Consider the following 18,032-nt stretch of genomic DNA (forward strand, 5'->3'; position numbering starts at 1 on the left):
GCGCGTCCGGCCCCCGGCCCCGCTAGGCGGTCCTCGCGAGCTCCGAGCGCGCCTCGGCTGATACGGCCGGGCGAACGGGAGCCTCCCATCGCTCTTCCAGTGCGCCGCGCAGCTTCTTCGCGAGGCTTCGGACGTGGGGCTCCGCCAGCATCGTGACGTGGTTGCCGGGCACGACGTGGACCTCGACGCCCTCGGTGGCGAGCGGAATCCACGCCAGCTCGGGATGCGGTGGGTTGGTGGCGTCCCGCTCCCGCGCATGGAAGAAGACGAGCCGGCCCGGGTATGGGCGCGGTACGTACGCGAACATGGCCGCGGCGTTCTCCTGGAACACGCGGAGGAACACCTCGCTGCGAGGCAACAGGGTCTCCAGCGAGCCCTCGCGCCCGGGAGAGTTCAGGAAGAGCTCGCGGAACAGCTCGGGCGCCATGCGGCGGAAGTACTCCTGTATCTCCTCATGCGAGCCCAGGCTGACCGGCATCTGCCCCGGGCCGGGGGAGTCCATGAGCACGAGCTGCTCCACCTGCTCACCCCGCGCGAGCAGTTGCTGGGCCATCTCGTAGACCACCACGCCTCCGAAGGAGTGCCCCGCGAGCCGGTAGGGCCCGGACGGCTGGCGGGTGCGCACGGCCTCCAGATACAGGGCCGCCATGCTCTCGATGCTCCCCGCATGGACCTCCCCGGGCTCCAGCCCTCGCGCGCGCACGCCGTAGACGGGCAGGCCCGGGTCGAGCATGCGCGCCAGCGCCTGGTACGTGAAGACGGTGCCCCCCACCGGGTGGAGCAGGAAGAGCGGACGTCGGCGGGCATCACCCCGGTTCAGCTCGACGAGCAGCGACGCGCTCCTGGAGGGTGCCGCGGAGGGGGCCGCGCGGGTGGCCTCCTGGATGAACGAGCCCAGCCGGGCAATCGTCCGGTGCTCGAGCACCCGCTGCTGGGGAAAGTCGATCTGGAACGTCTCGCGAATCCGCGTGCCCAGCTGCACGGCCAGCAGCGAGTGGCCCCCCAGGTCGAAGAAGTCATCGTGGCGGCCCATCGTGCTGATGCCCAGCAGCTCGCGCCAGATGCGCTTCAGGGCCTCGTCGGTGGGGTCTGCTTCCGCGGACAGGACACTCGCGGACGCCGGGAGGACGGGCGCCGGCTCTTCGACGCGCTGGCGCGTGGGCACCAGCGACGGGACGGCGTGCGGCCCCGCCTGCTCGGCCCAGTAGCGTCGCCGCTCGAACGGGTACGTCGGCAGGGAGACGCGCCGGCCCCGCTCGCCCGGAGTCAGCTCCCGCCAGTCGACCGTCGCTCCGCGGCTCCAGGCCTCGCCCACCTGGGCCAGGAAGAACTCCGCGTCATCGGCACCTGAGCGCGAGCGGGGAAGCGACGAGAGCACGGCATGGACCGCGCCGAACCCCGGGCACTGGCGGACGAGCCCGCCCAGGGCCTGGCCCGGGCCCACCTCCAGCAGCAGCCGCTCCCCTCCCTCCAGCAGACACGCCAGTCCCTGGGAGAAGCGCACCGGCTGGCGCAGGTGCTGGACCCAGGAGTCCGGGTCCATCGCCTGCGCAGCCGTCATCCATGTCCCCGTGACATTCGAAACGAGGGGAATGGCCGGTGCCGCGAGCTGGATGCGCCGCACCTGCTCGGCGAACGGCTCCAGCGCCGGCTCCATCATTGGCGAGTGGTAGGCATGCGAGGTCCGCAGACGCCTGCATTCGGTGCCGCGCGCTTCCAACCGTCGCTGCAACCCGGAGATGGCTTCCACGGGGCCGGCCACCACCATCTGCTCGGGCGCGTTGTACACCGCGATGGAGAGGTGCGCGTCGAGCAGCGGGCGCAGGGCGTCGGCGTCCAGCCCGACGGCGAGCATGGCTCCGGCGGGCGCGGCCTGCATCAGCCGGCCCCGGGCGCAGATGAGCCCCAGCGCGTCCTTTAGGGAGAACACACCAGCGAGGCAGGCGGCCACGTACTCGCCCAGGCTGTGGCCCACCATCGCCTTCGGGGTCAGCCCCAGGGACATCCAGAGGCGGGCCAGCGCGTACTCGACGACGAAGAGGCAGGGCTGCGCGAGCGCCGTCTGGTGGATGCGCTCGTCGGAGGCGTCCTCCAGGAGGAGCAACTCACGCACATCCTCGCCCAGGTGCTGCAGGAGCAGCTCGGCGCACCGGTCCACCTCGGCACGGAAGACCGGCTGAGCGGCGTACAGCCCGCGCGCCATGCCGGCGTACTGCGCGCCCTGCCCGGGAAACAGGAACACCACCTCCCGCTCCCAGGCCACGCTTGGAGCGCGCTCACCTTGCCCGAGCTCACGCGCCAGCCGCTCCAGGCCCCGCACCGCGCCCGGCACGTCCCGGCAGACGAGCGCCGTGCGCTGCTCGAAGGCGGCCCGCCCCTGTTGCAGCGTGTGGGCCACGTCGGCCAGCGGCACCTCTGCCCGCGAGGCCAGGGCCTCCCCCAGGCGCCTCGCCGTCGCGGCGAGCGCTGTGGGAGTGCGCGCGGACAGGGGCAGCACCTGCCAGCGCTCCGTCTGCTCCACGGAGGGAATGGCCGGGGCCTCGGCCACCACCACGTGGGCATTGGTGCCGCCGATGCCGAAGGAGCTCACCCCGGCGATGCGCGGCAGGCCGGCGGGCGGAGTCCAGTCCGTGAGCCGCGCGTTGACGGAGAAGGGCGTCCCCTCCAGCCCCAGCGCGGGATTCGGTTGCTCGAAGTGCACGACGGGCGGGAGCTGGCGGTGGCGCAGGCACAGCACCGTCTTGATGAGTCCGGCGATTCCCGCCGCCGAGTCCAGGTGGCCGATGTTGGGCTTGGTGGCGCCCAGCGCGCAGGAGCCCTGGGGGCCGGTGTCACGCTGGAAGGCCTTCGCCAGTGCGGCGACCTCGACGGGGTCCCCCAGCGGCGTGCCCGTTCCATGGGTCTCCACGAACGAGACTTCGTGGGGCTGGACGCCGGCCGCGTCGTGCGCCCGGCGAATGACCTCGGTCTGTCCGGTGACGCTCGGTGCGGTGTAGCCGAGCTTGCCCGCCCCGTCGTTGTTGAGGGCGGTGCCGCGAATCACCGCGTGGACGGTGTCCCCATCTGCCAGGGCCCGGTCGAGCCGCTTGAGCACGACGGCGCCCACGCCGTTGCCCCGCACCGTTCCCCCGGCCCGTGCGTCGAAGGCCCGGCAGTGGCCGTCGGGCGAGAGAATCATCCCGGGCTGGTAGACGTACCCGCCCGCAAGCGGCACCGAGATGGCCACGCCTCCCGCCAGCGCCAGGTCGCACTCGCCGGCGAGCACGCTCTTGCAGGCGAGGTGCACCGCGACGAGCGAGCCCGAGCAGCCCGTGCGCACCGTCATGCCCGGCCCGCGCAGGTCCAGCTTGTAGGAGACGCGGGTCGCCAGGAAGTCGCTCTCCAGGCCCAGCTTGAGCTGGTAGATGTCGGCGGGCTCCTCGGAGGCCGGAAGCGGCTGGTAGCTCGTCGCGCTGGAGGTGGCGAAGACGCCGACGGAGGCGTCATGCGTCTGGGGCGGATAGCCCGCGTCCTCCAGGGCCTCCCATGCGCACTCGAGGAAGCGCCGCTGCTGCGGGTCCATCTGGCTCGCCTCGCGCGGGTTGACACCGAAGAAGTCCGCGTCGAACAACTCCGCGCCCTCCAGCACGCCCTTGGCCCGCACATACCCGGAGCGGCCCGACAGCGAAGCGGGGACACCGGCCCCGGCCAGCGCCTCGTCGCTCAGCTGCGAGATGGACTCCACGCCCGCGGCGAGGTTGCGCCAGAACTGCTCCAGGTCCTTCGCCCCCGGGAACTGCCCGGCCAGGCCGATGATGGCCACCGCGTGTCCCGCCTCCGCGGTAGGCACGGCCCTGGTGCGAGGGAGCTCCGGCGCGGGCGCGGCGGAGAGGTGCGCCGCGAGGGACTCGATGGTGACGTGCTCGAACAGCTCCACCATGGACGGCGCGCGACCGAAGGCCTGCCCCACCCGGGTGCGCACCTGCGTCAGCAACAGCGAGTGCCCACCGAGGTCGAAGAAGCTCTCCGTCGCGCCGACACGGTCCAACTGGAGGACGTCCTGCCAGATGCGCGCGAGAGTGCGCTCGGCCTGACTCGCGGGCGGCCGCGAGCGGGTACCGCGCACCCGCTGGACGGGGATGGCGAGCAGCGCCGCGCGGTCCACCTTCCCGTTGGACGTCAGCGGCAGGCGCTCGCACGCGACGAAGGCGGAGGGCACCATGTACTCGGGCAGGGACTGCTTGAGGAAGGCCCGCAGCGCGGCCTCCTCCAGCTCGCGGCCCTCGTGCGCCACCGTGCAGGCCACGAGGAACTTCCCGCCCGAGGGCTCTTCCCGCGCGAGCACCACGACGTCGCGCACGTCCGGGTGTGCGCGCAGCCCGGCCTCAATCTCTCCGAGCTCGATGCGGAAGCCGCGCAGCTTCACCTGGTGGTCCACCCGCCCGAGGAACTCGAGCCGGCCGTCGGGCAGCTGGCGCGCGAGGTCGCCGGTCCGGTACAGGCGGCCTCCGGGCCTGTCGCTGAAGCGGTCTGGAATGAAGCGCTCGGCGGTCAGCTCGGGACGACCCAGATAGCCGCGCGCCACCCCTGCACCGCCGATGTACAGCTCGCCCGCCACCCCGCGAGGCACAGGCTGGAGCCGTGCGTCCAGCAGGTACACCCGCACGTTGCCGATGGGCCGGCCCAGCGTCACCGGCGCGCCCGCGGTGCACAGCGCATGGGTGGCGTAGATGGTGGCCTCGGTGGGCCCATAGCCGTTGAGGTAGCGGCGGCCCACGCTCCAGCGCGCCACGAGGGGCTCCGGGCTGGCCTCGCCACCCGCCATGATGAACTTCAGGGCCGGGTATTCCCCCTCGGGCAGCACCGCGAGCGTCGACGGGGAGAGGATGGCGGCGGTGATGCGTCGCTCTCGCAGGAGGCTCGCGAGCTCCGGCCCGGGCACGAGCGACTCCCGCCGCGCGAGACAGAGGGTGGCCCCCGAGACGAGCGGGGAGAAGATCTCCTGCACCGCCATGTCGAAGCTCACCGAAGCGAACTGGAGCACCGTGTCTCCCGGGCCGAGCGGAAGCACCCGGGGCTGCGTCGCGAGCAGGTTGCCGACCTGGCGGTGCTCGACGGTGACGCCCTTGGGCCGGCCCGTCGAACCCGAGGTGTAGATGACGTAGGCCGCGTTGCCAGGGCCCACGCCGCTGTCGGGCGCGTCGCAGGGGCCCGTCAGGTCCTCCCCTCCCGCGCCGATGAAGAGCCGCGCGGCGTCACTCTCGGGCAGCCGCTCCGCGAGCGAGCGCTGCGTCACGAGGGCCGTGAGCCGCGCGTCCGCCACCATGAAGGCGAGGCGCTCGGAGGGATACGCCGGGTCGAGTGGGACGTAGGCGCCCCCCGCCTTCAGCACTCCGAGGAGCCCGACAATCAGCTCCGGCGAGCGCTCCACGCACAGGCCCACGCGGACCTCGGGCCCCACTCCGAGCCTCCGCAGGTGGTGGGCGACGTGGTTGGCGCGCGCGTCCAGCTCCCGGTACGTCAGCGCCTCGCGCTCGAACAGGAGCGCGACGGCGTCCGGCGTCCGCTCCACCTGACGGGAGAACAGCGCGTGGAGACAGACCTCCGACTCGACGTCCGTCGCGGTCGCGTTCCACTCCACGACGAGCTGTTGCTCCTCCTCCGGCGGGAGCAGGCGCAGCGCGGCGACAGGCTGGTCGAGCCCGGTGAGGAGTGACTCCAGCAGCGTGACGTAGCGCGCGGCGAGGCGCTCCACGGTGGCCGGCTCGAAGACATCGGCATTCACCGCCCAGAGAAACTGTGTCCCGGAGCCGGTGGCGTGGACGTGGACGGAGAGGTCTCCAGCCAGTCCGACGTTGGAGGCCGTGAGCCGCTCGAGCTCGAACGGCGGCGCTTCCGCGGACGCGTCGAGCCGCAGGCGCGGCATCTGGGTGAACGTCGCCTGCACGAGCGGCGAGCGGCCCGCGTCGCGCGGCGGCTTCAGGTCTTCAATCACCTTGGGGAGCGGGTAGCTGCCATGGGCCAGGGCCTCGCGCAGCGTGCGCGCGGTGTCCTGGAGGAAGGACCGGAAGGACACGTCCGCCGGAGCCCGGGAGCGCACGGCGAGCGTGTTGACGAGATACCCCACCACCCGCGAGTGCCACTCCTGGCTTCGCCCCGAGGACGGGACGCCCACCAGCAAGTCCTCCTGTCCGCTGTGCCGGTGGAGAAGGGCCTGGAAGGCCGCGAGCAGCAGCGCATAGAGGCTGGTGCCCTCCCCCTTCGCCAGCGCCGCGAGCGCCTGGGCCAGGGGCTCGTCCAGCGTCATCACGTGGGTGTGCTGGCGGAAGCTCTGCCGGGTCGGCCGGGGGCGGTCCGTCGGCAGGTGCAGCACCGGTGTGCATCCGGCGAGCTGCTCGCGCCACCAGGTGCGTGCCCGTTCAGCCTCGGCGCGGGCCAGCCACTGCGACTGCCACTGGACGAACTCGTCATGCTCGCGCGTGGGCGGCGGCCCGAGTCCAGCCTCGCGACCGCTGGCGACCGCGGCGTAGCTGCGCTGGAGGTCCTGGAGCAGCAGGCCGAGCGAGCCGCCATCGAGTGAGAGGTGGTGGCAGGCCAGCAGCAGCACGTGCTCGCCCGGGCCGCGGGTGTAGAGCGCGCCGCGGAGCACCGGTCCACGATGGAGGTCATGGGGGTGGGCCGCGTCGGAATACAGCCGCTGGAGCATGGCGGCCTCGTCGAGGTGCGCCGCCTCGACATGCTGGAACGCGAAGTCCATCCGGTCATGAAGCACCCGGCGCGGTCCGCGTTCCGTGTCGGAGAACGTCGTGCGAAGCACGGGGTGCCGCGCCACGAGCAACGCCAGCGCGCGCTTCAGCAGCTCCGGGTCCAACGCGCCCCTGAGTCGAAACCCGTACGCGAGGTTGTACGCGATGGGGTCCAGCTTGGAGGCGAACCACAGTGCCTGCTGGTTGTACGAGAGAGGCCCGCTGCTCGACTCCAGGCCCGTGACTTGGTGGGACTGCGACTCAACGGGATGCGACATTCGCCCTCAAGGCTTCTCAGTGGGTCGGGAACGACGTGCGCGGCTGGGGGCTGGGTTCGGGGCGACACGCCTTTCGGCCAGCCGACCCCGAACACCCATTGGCTGTTTTTCAGAGAGAACTAACGACCCGGTACTCTCTTGTCCGGTCACCGGGCAGCCTGCCAGTCAGGCTCGCCTGGCTGTTTTCACCGCGGGTGCACCCGCCCGGGTTGCAGCCGGGCAGGCCAGCCCATTGAACGCCCGCCTGCGCAGGCGAGCTGCCATCCGTACCTTCCGCGAAGGGAGGACCATGGCGAATCCACTCGTTCGACTCACCCGCAGGGCGGTAGGCGGAGCCAAGCGCCTCAAGCGCCGGGCCAAGAAGCGCCTCGGCCTGTTCGACCCGCTGCAGCTGCTTCCCTTTCGCAGCTACGGCACCCGTGAGTACCTCGTCGTCAGCGGCCGGCTCCTCGAGCGCGAGAGGGTCATCCATGACGCCTCCGACGCAGCGGCCTCGGAGGACGCCACCCGCGCGCGGAACGGGCGCCTCGACAACCTGCGTGCCTCCATCCGGCGCTTCCGCAGCGACGAGATTCCGGAGGCACGCATCGCGGTCCGCTTCGGCACGTCGAGCCAGGAGGTCGTCACCGACGAGGAGGGCTTCTTCCGACTGGAGCTGCCGCTGACCGGGCACGTGGAGCCCGGCTGGAAGGAGGTGGAGCTCGAGCTCCTCGAGTCCATGGCCGGCTCCGCGGGCATCCGGGCGACGGCGCACGTCTTCGTGCCATCCGACGAGGCGGAGTTCGGAATCATCAGCGACGTGGACGACACGGTCATCCGCACCCGGGCCACGCACCGGCTGGAGATGATCCACACCGTCCTCTTCAACGATGCGCGGAGCCGAAAGCCCTTCCCCGGCGTGGCCGCCTTCTACCGCGCGCTGGAGCAGGGCCCCGACGGCAGGGACCTCAACCCCATCTTCTATGTCTCGCGCAGCGGGTGGAATCTCTATGACTTGATGGATGCCTTCTTCGAGGTCCAGGACGTCCCCCACGGGCCGCTCTTCCTCACCGACATCTCCCTCATCGAGCCGAAGTCGACGGCGCTCGGCCAGGGCCAGGACAAGCTGACGCGCATCCGCCGACTGCTCGAGGCCTACCCTTCCCTGCCCTTCGTCCTCATCGGGGACAGCGGACAACAGGACCCGGAGGTGTACGGCACCATCGTCCGCGAGCATCCGGGCCGCATCCGCGCCGTCTACATCCGTGACGTCACCAGCCGCCGCCGGGACCAGGAGGTGCAACAGCAGATGGAGCAACTGCGGGCGCTGGGCGTCCCCGCGCTGGCGGTGCGGGACACCTGCGAGGCCGCAAGACACGCGGTGGGCCAGGGGCTCATCGGCCGCTCCGCCTTCCCCCGCATCGAGGAGGCTTCGCGCGCGGATGAGGCGCGGCCTCAAACGGCCCCTCAACGGGGAGACGAGGCGCAGCCCCAGCGCGGCTGAGGTGGGCGGCGCTCAAGACCTTGAAGGTCTCGGCCACGGCCGACTCCAAGCTGGGCTTGGACGCCAGCGCACCCGCGCTGAGCGCACCTCGGGGGAATGAACGGAGCAGCGGGAATCGAACCCACGGCAAGGCGGTAGAAAACCCCAAGCAGGACGCGCTGTTACCCGCTATTGCCTTGTTTCTCCTCGGGTTCGACATCCCGCCCCGCCCCACGCTGTTCCCCGCTGCGCCGCCTCGAACCACGCTGGAGGAGCACACTGGGGGTACATGCGGCCCAACAGGGGCAGTCCGCTCATGGACGCGAGCCGCCCGCGTTCCCCGGTCTCTCAGGGATCACGAGAGGCCCGTAGGAGGCTGAAGGAGGTATCCGTCGGGCGGACGGCGTGCTGCCGGGCATTGCCGAGCTGAGCAGACCGGGTCATCCGTCGATGCCTGCGGAAGAGCATCGAAAGGCCGGAGTGGCTGCGGATCGCCGAGAAGTTCGAAGCAAGCGGGCTGACGCAGCGTGAGTTCGCTGGTTTGGTGAAGGGCGCCCTGACAAGAAGACACTGAAGAAAGTTTGGGCGCACTGGCAACTGCTGATTGAGACCCAATCGCAGTGACCGCTGGGATATTGTCGACAAGGAAGGCTGCCTGTGGCTAGCCTTTTGCTCCTTTGGGATGAAAATCAATGCGCCCTATCCAAACGGTCGCGACGCGACGCGCGCTTCCATCGGGCTCTTTACTCGTCTCAACTGAGCACCAGACATGGATGCGTGTGGAGGCCCCAACCTTTGAGTGATAACCAAAAAATCTCTTCCCCTGGCCCGGCACCTCAAACTCAAGCTGCTTGCGAAGACTTGGCTTGTTATAGACGGTTGCGCTTTCGTCGCTGATCTCTATCCCTGTTGCCGCCTCGTACGTTTGCTTCGGCACTCCGCCTTCTGCCGTCGCGCGAGCGTATTCTTCAAATCCAAGCAGCGCAGTCAGGAGTTTTTCAAGCGGGACGTCGATATGTGCCGAATCGAGGTTCTTGTACACGCGATCAAGGAAACGTACGCTAGGGCATGTCGACTCAACATGCTCTAGCACATCCCGCCGTGTCGCGATGTTATCGCGCGCCAGCGCACTGATTGCCTCCTCAGTCGCACGTGTGTCGTGATGATTGGGGAGCGAAGCCTGCGACACGTCACGTGCGCCGTCATATTGACGGGCCGGTAGTTCCCCGCTCGCCACCCCATATGAAAGAACGAATGCAACGTAACCATCATGAGAGAGGCGATGGTGAAGGCCGCGACTGACCACCTCCTCCAGATCCGCGCGTCCGACTGGTGGCGCTATGGTGGTCGGAGGCCCATTTTCGTCGCATTCCAAGGAGGAGAGGTACGGGCCTTCTGTGCAGGCTCGGAGTATCCCTACGAGTGCGTCCTTCCATGTCACTACATTTAGTTGTTGTCTGCCCCACGTGTACAAATCTAAGGTCCCGTCGGGCTTTCGCTGCCATATTTTGTCGTGGACGTACAGGGCCGACTGAGGATTTATGCGGCGTGCCGCGTCAATCACTCGATGGAGTGCCTTCAAGTGTTCGGCTGTGTCATCGCGGCGCACAGCCAAGTTATCAATGATAGCGTGATTCAGAAGGAGCGCTACCATCAGAGCAACTCCAGAAGCTCGCGCGCCTCTTGATCGAAGAACCCAGGAGGCCAACGCTGAATTCGGCCCGCGTGGTCAATGTCGATCCGCGTTGGCGTCGTGGTGCCTTCGCTGTCTTGGCGGAAGAAGTGCACCGCAACGTCTTTCGTGCCGAGTTGCTCCTTCTTGAGCGCAATGCGAATGGCGTTCACAATATGTTCGCTGTGGGTTTCGACAATGACTTGGCGCCCCGCTCGGGCGGCGGCAATAAATGCGTGCGCCAGTCGATGCTGCGCTGCGGGATGCAAGTGCGCTTCAGGAGTCTCGATAGCGAGAACATCGCCAGGCGAAGAACCCAGGATAAGTGCAAGAATGGGAAGCGTTTGAGATAGCCCAAGACCGACCGCACCAAGCGACAAGTCTTCGGCACCGGGAGTTTGCACTTTAAGTGTATACCCAATGCGCTCGACTTCATTGACGCGCGCTGCAAGCTGTGAGTCAAAAACATAAGACCACCACTCGTCAATCGCTTCCGCCAAACGTACTGGCTCGCCTCCTGCTGGCCTGAGGCTCACCTCCCTGTGTCGCTCCGATGAGAGGTATTCAGCAATGTACTCACCACGAGTTCCAAGAGGAGGGCCGTTTGGAATAGTCTTGCCTCTGTATAGAGGTGCGGGTTCTGCGCGGTAGGGACCAAGATATCGAAATTTTGATGGATTGATGGAGAGACAAATCCGATTCATGGGTCCCTTGGTCGGTCGTATCTCTAGCGGGCTAACAAACTCCACCTCTCCACAATCCCTCCACGTCTCTCCAGTTAAGGACTTCCATACATAGCCGGTGTCGGTGCGCTCGAACCGGTCTACGCCATCCCCTGATTCAAGTTCGATGCTGTCAATTATGCCAAACGGCCGGCGATCCGTTGGCGCTATGATCCTCCATAATGCATCACTTGTATCGTCTGAAACCCCGATCTCGAACCATAGCCCCTCGCCTGTACGTCGGTAATTGACGATGTCGCCGAAAGTTTCAAGCGCCACCCATTGACCGTTTAGGACTAAATTTGCTCGAGATGCTAGCTCGGCGCTCTGGACTAGACATGCCAGCGCCGCAACAACCGAACTTTTCCCTACATTATTGGGGCCTGCTAGTATTGTGATTGGGGCGAGTTCGAGAGTGTGCGACTCTGCAAAAGAACGAAACCCGTCAAGGGTGAGCGTGCGCAACATGCTTGAGAACCTCTTCCCACTGATAGAACCGCTGGCGAACCCGAAGGGGGGAGCCCGTCGCGTGGCTGATTGCGCCGGAGAACATAGTTTCAGACTGTAGATTCAGCATCGCAGTTCGAACAGTTCGCCTATGCGCGCCCCATGATTCTGCTGGTTCGGGGACTCGATCGAAGCCCCAAATTTCCACGTCCATCAGGGCCGCATTAATTTGCGGTTTGACCAAGCCTGTTTTGGGATCGAAACGGCGGAAGGCTGAGTCTTCGAACACTTCGCCCACGAGAGAAAGCGCACGCAGATATCGCTCTCTAATCTTGATGAGGCCGCTGTGTCCCATCCGGTTCAGTTCTCGAAGCGCATTGTCTAAGAACGAGGACATGTTGCCGGGATATGTCTCGAAACCGAATGTTAAGAATGAAAGTCCTCGTAAAACGAGTTCGTCGACTCTTGCTTGGCGGTAAGAGAAATGCAGACCGGCAACTTTTCGAAAGGGACCGTCCGCGATGTCTCTGATCATGTCGCGAGCTGGACCTTGGAGGAGCGCGTTCCTGATCTCTTGCGCCGTCAATGCCGTCCCGCCTGTATTTAGCCGCTCAAACAAGTAGAGCGCGGTATCTGGGGCGGAGTTTGGCTGGATTAAGAATACTGTTAGACCGGTAGCTTCTATGCGGCGCCTCAGCCTTGCATCGAGATCGCTGAAGCGGCTACCATTTAGATGAGGAAGAAGTTCGACATGTTCAAGTGCAAATCTCCCGTCCATGAATTGGAACAACGTCGTGAGCCGTTGCTGGCCGTCGATGACGAGCATCCGCCCATCGGCGTCTTCGGCGAGATAGATTGGGGGCAACGGGATCCGGGCTAGTACGGACTCAATAAGCCTGCTCTGCTGCTCTAGTGTCCAGACAAACTCCCGCTGGAACGCGGCCCTGAGTTCGAGCCAGCCATCTCGGAATTGGCGGTAGAGTTCCAGCACGGTCCGCTCTGACTTAACGACCTCGACCGAGAGCCCCTGCTCCGGAATCGAATGGCGAATCCGACGGCTTGGCCCTTGGTCGTGATCGTCCTCAGTGTCGATGTCGTCGTTGCCGTTACCCACCTTGACTCCCTCGCACCTACCCTGCCATACCTGCGCAGCCGGGGCGAGCTTACGAATCTCGCGCCGCGCCGCATAGAGCATAGGTACGTGAAGGTCCACTCGCAGTAGATGCAGCACCAGGCAGCTCGGCTGTGGCGGCACTTAGTGCTGCTCGGCCCCCCAACGGCTGCGATGCAGGGGAGGGACATAATACGGACTCCCTTTGCAGGCGAGAGACCGTAACGGAGCTGGTGCGCAGCCCGCGCGGCCCCCCCATCAGTGGCCCTCCTCGCCCCCCTGTGTCAGTGAAGTTGTCGCCTCGGCTCACCGGCAGATCTGACCACCCATTGGGGCGAGAGCAGGCAGGTCGCGGTGCCGTACACGAATGCATTCAAGGCGCAAAGGGTGACGCGAAGGGTGGGCCCCAACGCGGTGAGCGCTGCGGCGCTGGCCCGGGTGCGGGAGCGGGCTTAGCCGCGCCCGTTGGGGTCAGGGGTATGTGCTCAAGCCGCGACGCTAGGACCGTTCGCTGAGCCCAATCTGGCCGGGCGGTCCATCGGCAGCGTGACGATGAACCGGGCGCCACCGCTCTGCCTGTTCTCGGCGGTGAGGGTTCCGCCCACCCGCTCGACGTACTCGCGGCAGAGCGCGAGCCCCAGCCCGGTCCCCACGCCGGGAGCCTTGGTCGTGAAGAAGGGCTCGAACATGCGCTCCAGCACGTGCTCGGGAATGCCCGGCCCGTTGTCCTCCACGTGGAGGATGACCGTTTCCTCCTGCTCCTTCGCACCGATGCGGAGCTCTGGCCTGTTGGGAGCGCCCGTGGCGGACATCGCGTCCACCGCGTTCGTCAGCAGGTTCAGCACCACCTGCACGAAGCGACCCTTTCCGAGCCGCACGGGCGAGAGCTGGGAGGAAACCTCGTCGATGACGCGCACGCCCGCGTGCAGCTTCGGCCTCCCGAGCCGGAGCGCTTCCGCGACGACCTCGGCGGCGGAGGAGCAGGTGTCGCCCTCGTTCGAGTCATCGCGCGCGAAGCTCATCAGGTCCCGGACAATCTGGTTGATGCGCGCCACCCCCTCGAGCGACTCGCGGTGGATCTCCGCGAGTTCCTGGGGAGCACATACCTCGCCGCGCGCTCCGAGGGCTTCCAGATGGCTCAGGTTCGAGCTCACGAAGGCGAGGGGGTTGTTGATTTCATGCGCCACGCCCGCGGCGAGCTGCCCGAGCAGCGCGAGCCGCTCGAAGCGGCCTCGGCGCCGTTCGCTCTCGGCGAGCTGCCGCAGGGTCTCCGCGCGCTCCCGCTCGTGGCGCAGCTTGTCCTGGAGGACCCGGTGGTGCGCGTAGGTGCCGTACATCCCGATGAGGCCGGCGACCACGCTCATTCCGCCCCAGAGCGATGCCTCGCCCACGCCGCCGCCATCACTCCCGACGATGACGAGGACGCCAACAGCGTTGAGGACGGTGCTGACCACGACCGCGCGCAGGTCACCATGCGCAATCGCCATGAAACACAGCGGGATGACCATGTTCCAGAAGAAGAGCGGGCTCTGCCAGCCCCCCGTCTGGAGGACAATCACCGGGAAGCAGAGCGCCGTCACCACCGCGACGAGCGTCGCATGCCAGGAATGCTCATCCGGCGCGGTCCGGCTGAGCAGCCCGAACAGGACCATCGTGCCGCCCCAGACACACCGGGCCGGCAGCGTCGCGAGAGTCACGCTGCCCAGGATGGCCCAGTCTAGGACCACGCAGGCGATACAAAGAAGTCCGCAGAACACATACCCGGCGCGGATGGCGTCGAGGCGGCCGGGAATGTGCCCACCCCCAGCGGAAGCGAAACCACCGAGCCGCTGAAGCCATTGTCGTGCGACTGTTTTCATCCGATAACAGCATCGCACAGCCGGCCTCGGTTGCCCCCCGGGTTCCGTGAGGACCGGCGCACGCGGTACGCGGCCCCGGTTTTCCCTGATATCCCCTCGGCTCCCGTGAGTGCCTGCTTGGATTCCGAGGAGCCCAAGCCGCCGGACGTCGCCTCACGCGTTCTTGATGGGACCGCCTGGAACCACACCTTCTTCGGGGACATCCTCGTTCTTCTCTGACGAAACGACCTGCCCGCTGGAGAGCCGGGCCCGCGCGAGCGTGTAGAGGCTCTCGTGAAACTGCTCCGGCACCACATCGACCCGTATCCAGGTCTCCCATGATTCATCGGGCTTCAGTCTCCTGGGCAGGGGCCTGTCCGCCTGAAGCACCAGGGAGTGGAGGTGAAGCCAGAGATGTGTCAGCTCGACCTCTCGGGTCCTGGAGAGGTTGGTGGCATTGATGAAGAAGCACTCCTCGCCGCTCCTGAGGAAGAAGGCCCGATGGACCGTCAGGCGCACCTTTCGGGGCTCCTCGGGGCTCGCCGGGTCCATGACCGGAGCTTCCACCTTGATGCCCGCGGGCGCCCTCACGCGAGACAGGTCGTGCTCAGCGTAGGTCTCGTTGGGCGGCACGGTGTCGACATCCAGGCGAAAGTCCTTGTTCGCGTCTGACCACATCCGGGGCCAGACACGGACCTTCAGCGTGCCATCTCTCGCCACTAGGGCACCGAAGCTATAGCCGTGCCGCGCCGGGTGGCCGTGCGGAGTCCTCTCGCCATGGACAGTTCCCGCGACAATCGAAACGAGCGCCGTGCCGCCACCGCTCCCTGCACGCTCCGAGGCGCCCTCATGAACATGGCCCGAGAGATGGAGATGCGCATGTCCGCGAATCCACCGCGCGGCATCGGTCTCGTCCGCGAGCCAGCGGTCTCGTAGCGGGTGGTGACCGAGCACGATGACGACCTCGTCGGGTGCGACATGCGGCTCCGTGAAGGCCGCCGAGAGCTGCCGGGTCCCCAGCCGCAGGCGCCCCTGGTCGGACTCGAAGACGGCCTCGTCCGCCGCCAGGAGCGCGGTATTCAGGCCCACGATCCGGATCCTCGGTCCGCCCTGCACCTCCAGGGTATGCCGCCAGTAGAGTTGCGGGCCGGGGACTTCAGCGTCGGACCGACACGCGGGGGCGAAGCCCTTGGTGAATGCCAGGTAGTTCGCCTGCCGCGCCGCCAGTTGAGCCAGGGCGGCGGGATCCGCCAACGCCTCGTCGAGCAAGACCTCGCCCTTGCGCAGCTGGCGCAGCAGCGTCCTGGCAATCACGGCCCTGTCCGCCGGGCGTTGCACATCATGGTTGCCAGGCACGACGAAGACCGAGTCGGGACTCAGTCCTGCGGCCCGCGCGATGTCGGTCAACCACTGCCCCGCCCGCGTGTACTCATCGGGAGTGCGACATGCTCCGCTGAACGCGATGTCGCCCGTCACGAAGATGGCATCGGGCTGCGGTGCACCGGAAGCGAGCCTGTGTTCGACGTCGCGGCGCAGCGCGCCAAGCACCAGCTTTTGATCTTCGACATGGGTCGCATCACCGTGACCCACGTGAATGTCGGAGAGGTGGATCCAGCTGAAGAGCGGAGGGGCTCCCTCGCCTGCGCGACGGGTTTCCACCTGCGAGTGTGAAGCCCTCCGCGGCTCGCCGGACTTTTTCGCAGCAGGGGTGCCGCCTTGGCTTCCCAGGCTCAGGGACAGGTAGTCGGCGTAACGCTGAAGAGCGACCCGTACGTTCGCGACTCCTTTCGGATCCAGCTCCGCGACCACCGCGCGGTCGTCACCGAGCTGGTCGGCCCACTCACGCAAGCTATCGGGGCTCGCCCCCTCCACTTGCCGCCCGGTCAGCCGTTCAATGCGGCGCAGACGCGAGGGGTAGTCACTGGCGGAGCCGGCACCGAGTGGCGCCCCCGTGGTGGGCGAGACGTACCGGGTCGTCAGATAGATTTCAAAGTCTCGGAACGACATGGCGGCATCTTGCGACAGCGCATCGCACATCTGCAAAGGGGCGAGCCCACCCCTGGCCCGGCCACCGGTGCACTGGGGGGAGCCGGCGAGCACGGCGCCGTATCTTTTCCGTGCCCTGATTCGTCTCCTCAGCATGACGACCACCCAATCCTCTGGCAGGCGCCTCTTCGTCTCGATGATCGTGTCGCTCGATGGCTACATCGAGGGGCCCAACCGCGAGCTCGACTGGTTCGACGATGGCAACCCGCAGTTCGAGCAGTACTGCGACGAGATGATCGACTCCGTCGGCCTCGCGCTCTACGGCCGACGCTCATATGAGCTGATGCTGGACTACTGGCCGAACGCCGAGGTGAACCCGCGCTCGGCGGCGGACCTCGCCTTCGCCCGCAAGATGAACGCCCTGCCGAAGCTCGTGCTCTCACGGACGCTGGAACATGCGGCGTGGAACAACACGCGCATCGTCCGCGACCGCGTCGCGGAGACCATCACCGAGCTCAAGCGTCAGCCTGGCAAGCCGCTCGTGGCCTGGGCCGGCGCGGGCCTGGTTTCCACCCTCGCGCAGCACGACCTCATCGACGAGTACCGGCTCATCGTGCACCCCGTCCTGCTCGGCTCGGGAACGCCGCTCTTCCCTCCCTCGGGGCTCCGGCGGAAGCTGGACTTGGTCCGTACGACGCAGCTGGGCCGCAACCTCGTCGTGCTGTGTTACGAACCTCACCGGACATGAGCAAGCCCCCGCCCACCATCGACGCGCTCAGGGACGACGTGAAGACGTCATGGCAGCGCTTCCTCGACCTCGTGGAGTCGCTCCGGCCCGAGCTCTACCGCTACTGCCGCCACCTCACCCGCAACGCGTGGGACGCGGAGGACCTGGTGCAGGAGGCGCTCATGCGCGCCTTCGTGACGCTGGGGACCGTGTTCAGCGACGTCCCGCGGCCCAGGGCCTGGCTGTTCCGGACGGCGTCGAACCTCTGGATTGACCGCGTGCGCCGCTCGCGCCTCGAGCTGACCGCCGCGGCGCCTCCCACGCTCCCTCCCGGCCAGGAGCCCCGTGAGTCTCGCGAGGCGGCCGGCACGTTGCTCGTGCGGCTGCCACCCCAGGAGCGCGCGGCGGTGGTCCTCAAGGACGTCTTCGACTTCTCGCTCGAGGAAATCGCGGACACGCTCTCCACGACGGTCGGCGCGGTGAAGGCCGCCCTCCACCGCGGGCGGGGACGGCTGGCGGCACCACTGGACGAAGCGCCCACCCGCGAGCCCACGCCCGGGGCCCTGGATGCATTCAGCGACGCCTTCAACGCCCGGGACATGGAGCGCCTCACGGCGCTGCTGCTCGACAGCGCGACCGTGGAAATCGTGGGCGTGGTCACCGAGTACGGCCCCGAGGCCCCCAAGGACCCGCGCACCGGCTCCTTCGCGGGCACGCTGGCACCCATCACCTTCGACGAGCGTGGCGGCGTCCCGGCCGAGCTGCTCGAGGGCTACCTGGGCACCATCCCTCGCTGCGAGGTGCGCCGTCATCGCGACGGCTGGGTCCTGCTCTTCTGGTACGAGCACGTGCAGGGCCCCAGGGTCCGCACGGTGATGACCGTGGAGACCGACGGCGACCGCATCGCCCGGGTCCGCAACTACTTCTTCACGCCGGACGTGATTGCGGAAATCTGCGGCGAGCTCGGCGTCCCGTTCCAGGTGAATGGCTACCGGTACTGGCCGGGCGCGGCGCCGCCTCCGGCCCCTCTCCCGTAGGAGGGGGCCGGAGCACGGTTGGGGCGG

General features: G+C 67.5%; 9 protein-coding genes. 3 read left to right on the forward strand and 6 right to left on the reverse strand.

Features of this window, described 5'->3' with window-relative positions:
• Positions 1–22: 22 nt before the first annotated feature.
• Entirely contained in the window at positions 23–7,003 is a 6,981-nt protein-coding gene (locus tag ACX9TP_RS26285; RefSeq protein ID WP_482973359.1) for a hybrid non-ribosomal peptide synthetase/type I polyketide synthase, read from the reverse strand.
• Positions 7,004–7,292: 289 nt separating this feature from the next.
• Here ACX9TP_RS26285 and ACX9TP_RS26290 point away from each other — a divergent pair, with 289 nt between their 5' ends.
• Positions 7,293–8,486, forward strand: coding sequence for an App1 family protein (locus ACX9TP_RS26290; RefSeq protein WP_482973360.1), 1,194 nt, complete (start codon positions 7,293–7,295; stop codon positions 8,484–8,486).
• A 640-nt stretch (positions 8,487–9,126) separates the two neighbouring features.
• Here the strand turns inward: ACX9TP_RS26290 and ACX9TP_RS26295 are convergent.
• From ACX9TP_RS26295 to ACX9TP_RS26315, 5 genes are all read right to left on the reverse strand, one after another.
• Positions 9,127–9,507 (reverse strand): hypothetical protein, encoded by a 381-nt coding sequence (locus tag ACX9TP_RS26295; protein WP_482973361.1) that lies wholly within the window; start codon positions 9,505–9,507, stop codon positions 9,127–9,129.
• A gap of 611 nt (positions 9,508–10,118) precedes the next feature.
• Positions 10,119–11,327, reverse strand: a complete 1,209-nt coding sequence (locus tag ACX9TP_RS26300; protein ID WP_482973362.1) for an AAA family ATPase — start codon at positions 11,325–11,327, stop codon at positions 10,119–10,121.
• The gene (locus tag ACX9TP_RS26305; RefSeq protein WP_482973363.1) at positions 11,305–12,501 is read right to left on the reverse strand and encodes a GmrSD restriction endonuclease domain-containing protein; all 1,197 of its coding nucleotides are present in this window, start codon (positions 12,499–12,501) and stop codon (positions 11,305–11,307) included. Before ACX9TP_RS26305 ends, ACX9TP_RS26300 begins: the two co-directional genes overlap by 23 nt.
• 401 nt (positions 12,502–12,902) lie before the next feature.
• The gene (locus ACX9TP_RS26310) at positions 12,903–14,144 is read right to left on the reverse strand and encodes a sensor histidine kinase (protein ID WP_482973364.1); all 1,242 of its coding nucleotides are present in this window, start codon (positions 14,142–14,144) and stop codon (positions 12,903–12,905) included.
• 285 nt (positions 14,145–14,429) lie between these two features.
• Positions 14,430–16,262, reverse strand: coding sequence for a metallophosphoesterase family protein (locus ACX9TP_RS26315; protein WP_482973365.1), 1,833 nt, complete (start codon positions 16,260–16,262; stop codon positions 14,430–14,432).
• A 133-nt stretch (positions 16,263–16,395) separates the two neighbouring features.
• Here ACX9TP_RS26315 and ACX9TP_RS26320 point away from each other — a divergent pair, with 133 nt between their 5' ends.
• On the forward strand, positions 16,396–16,989 hold the full coding sequence (locus tag ACX9TP_RS26320; RefSeq protein WP_482973366.1) for a dihydrofolate reductase family protein: 594 nt from the start codon (positions 16,396–16,398) through the stop codon (positions 16,987–16,989).
• The gene (locus tag ACX9TP_RS26325) at positions 16,986–18,005 is read left to right on the forward strand and encodes an RNA polymerase sigma factor (RefSeq protein ID WP_482973367.1); all 1,020 of its coding nucleotides are present in this window, start codon (positions 16,986–16,988) and stop codon (positions 18,003–18,005) included. Before ACX9TP_RS26320 ends, ACX9TP_RS26325 begins: the two co-directional genes overlap by 4 nt.
• Positions 18,006–18,032 lie beyond the last annotated feature (27 nt).

The sequence above is a fragment of the Pyxidicoccus sp. M15 genome (assembly GCF_056858435.1).